The 2618-nt window shown below is 74.9% G+C and carries 3 protein-coding genes; 1 reads left to right on the forward strand and 2 read right to left on the reverse strand.

The window, feature by feature from the left end:
• Positions 1-258, forward strand: a 258-nt coding sequence (locus tag NUV38_RS17050) for a hypothetical protein (protein ID WP_257730254.1), incomplete at its 5' end; no start/stop codon positions are given.
• Here the strand turns inward: NUV38_RS17050 and NUV38_RS17055 are convergent.
• Together NUV38_RS17055 and NUV38_RS17060 are read right to left on the reverse strand one after the other, a co-directional pair.
• Positions 255-779, reverse strand: a complete 525-nt coding sequence (locus NUV38_RS17055) for a GNAT family N-acetyltransferase (protein ID WP_257730255.1) — start codon at positions 777-779, stop codon at positions 255-257. The two genes, NUV38_RS17050 and NUV38_RS17055, sit on opposite strands and share 4 nt — an antisense overlap.
• A 1-nt stretch (position 780) precedes the next feature.
• A complete protein-coding gene (locus NUV38_RS17060; protein WP_257730256.1) occupies positions 781-2559 on the reverse strand; it encodes a penicillin acylase family protein in 1779 nt (592 codons plus the stop codon).
• Positions 2560-2618: the final 59 nt, after the last annotated feature.

Below are 2618 nucleotides of genomic sequence, written 5' to 3' on the forward strand. Positions count from 1 at the left end.
AACGGCCCCGGCGGGGGTGCCGGGCCGTGGGCGGCGAACGGCCCCGGCGGGGGTGCCGGGCCGTGGGCGGCGAACGAGCACGACTACGTGGCCGCGTTCGAGGACGGCGTCGACGGCGTGCACCTGGTCGCCGTCGGCGACGAGCCGCCGGAGGGCTTCGCCTGGACGAAGGTCGGCGTCTCCCGCCGCACCGTCCCGCTGTCGGACGTCGAGCTCTACGACGCGACCACCGGGGACCCGTTCGCCCCTCCGGCCTAGCGCGGCCGCGGGAGGAACGCGAGCTGCGCCGTCTTGTGCCCGAGGTCGACCACGGGACCGACCTCGAAACCCTCACGACGGAACCGGGCCACCGACCGCTCGTTGAGCACGTCGGGCTCCACGACGATGCGCTGCACCGACGGATCCTCGAGCACCACGCCGAGCAGGTACTGGACGAGGTGCCCGGTGAAGCCCGGCCGCCGCTCCCCGGGGCCGACGAAGAGGTGCACCCCCAGGTCGCCCGTGTGCACGTCGTAGGCCTCTCCCACCGGGTCGTGCTCGGGCTCGTAGGTCTGGAGGACGGCGACCGGGGCGACGTCCGCCCGGTGCTCGTGGACCAGGTAGGCGTGGTGCGTCTCGAGCGAGTCGAGGTACGCGTAGACCTCGCCGACCTCGTCGCCGGTGTGGTCGGTCATGCCCCAGAACCGTGCGCGTTCCTGCGTCACCCAGGCGTGCAGGAGGTCGAGGTCGCCGACGGGGTCGACGGGTCTGTGCGTGAAGAACGGCGGGGTGGACGTCATGTCAGGTCTCCTCCAGGGGGGAGGTGGAGCCGGCGGCCCACACCTCCAGGTCGTCGGGGACGGTCCACCGACTGCGGGACCGGTCGGCCAGGCACCACACGAGGCGCGCGACGGGCCCCCGCCACACGCGGTCGTCGACGCCGGGCACCGACGACGTCGACAGGACGCACCCCTCGTCACCGCCCAGTCGGAGGGCCGGTCCGCCGAGCGGGGTGAAGGTGTGCACGTCGCCCCACGCCGTCGGCGCCGACAAGTTCGGCGCGGTCTCGCGCAGGGCAGCGCACAGGACCTCCTCCAGGTCCACGCCCGGCACCGGCTCGCCGGCGGGCTCCAGCCATCGGTCCAGGGCCAGCGCCACCCGCGGCTCGGGGCGCAGCCAGGGGGCGAACAGCTCGCCGGGGCCAGTCCACGGGTCCGCCGACGGCTCCCGCAGCGGGGCGAGCGCCGGGTGCTCGACGAGGCCCCGCACCACGGCCGAGCGCAGCGCGGCGAAGAGTGCCGCGTCCACCGAGTCGGCGTCCATGTGCCGGTCCCACGTGACGATCCGCTCGCGCAGCGCGCGCACCTGCTCGGGCTCGCCTGCGAGGTCCAGGCCGGCGAGCCGCCGCTGCCAGTGCTCGGCCGGCAGCAGCAGCGTGTCGGCGTGCAGGGCCGCCGCCTGCTCCACGTCGAGCACGGGATGCTCGTCGAGCAGCTGCTCGAGCCGGCGCGCACGGTGCGGTGGGGCGAGCTCGTCGGCGAGCGCCGCGCTGTGCTCGCCCTGGCGATGGTTGGCCGTCACCTGGTGCGCGCCGGCCTCGACCTCGCGGCGGTGCGGCACGACCCAGCCGGCCCACTCCCCCGACCCGTCGCGCCACGGCACGCGCCCGGCCACGCGGTGCAGGACCGCACCCTCGACGTCGGCCACCAGCACGTCGTTGACCGGCTCCACCCAGTGGTCGAGCGCGGCGTCGACGTCGGCCACCGACCGGGCTCGCAGCAGCGGCAGCAGGGCAGGGAAGCCGAGGTCGTCGAGCAGCCAGGGAACCGTGCGCACGGCCACGCCGGAGCCGTCCGGGTGCTCGAGGACCAGCGGCCCGTGCGTGGTCACCGGAACGCCGTCGACCACGTCGCGCGGCTCCTGCGCCGACACGTCGGTGAGCTGCTGGGTGTCGGCCATCGCGTTGGTGATGGCCCACGCGACCATGCCGGTGTGCCCGAAGTGCTGCACGCCCGGCACCCCCGGGAAGGTGAGGCCGACGACGTCGACGTCCTCGTCCGTGGCAACGAGACGCACCTGCTGGTAGACGCCCGGCACGGTGACGATGCGGTGAGGGTCGGCGCCGACGAGCGGCAGGCCGTCGGTCGAGCGCTCTCCGCCGACGACCCAGGCGTTGCTGCCCGAGAGAGCCGGAACCTCCTGCGCGAGCGTCGCGACGGCATCGGGTCCGAGCACCCGCGCCACGTGCCGACGCCACAGGTGGTGGCCGAGGCTGCCGAACAGCGCGTGGTGCACGGCCATCACGCCGAGCGACGTCCAGTCACGCCAGGCGTCGATCCCACCCGCGCGGACACCGGCACCGTAGGCGTCGACGAACGCCCGCGTCTCGTCGTCGAGCCGCTCGTGGGCGCGCCGGGCCGTCCGCGCCAGCAGCGAGCGGGCACAGAACGCGTCCCACGGCGTGCCCGTGGTCGACTCCACGTGCGCGAGGTCCTCGAGCAGACGCTCCCGCGACGCCTCGGCCGTCGCCCGACCCTGCGCGAACGCCAGCCCCTCCATCGACGCAGCCTCGACCCTCACCCCGGCCCCCCTACCCGCGTTCCGAAGGGTTGTCGACGGTTCCCGCCCGAGAGAAACGT

This window comes from Aeromicrobium sp. 50.2.37 (genome assembly GCF_024655735.1).
GTDB lineage: Bacteria > Actinomycetota > Actinomycetes > Propionibacteriales > Nocardioidaceae > Aeromicrobium.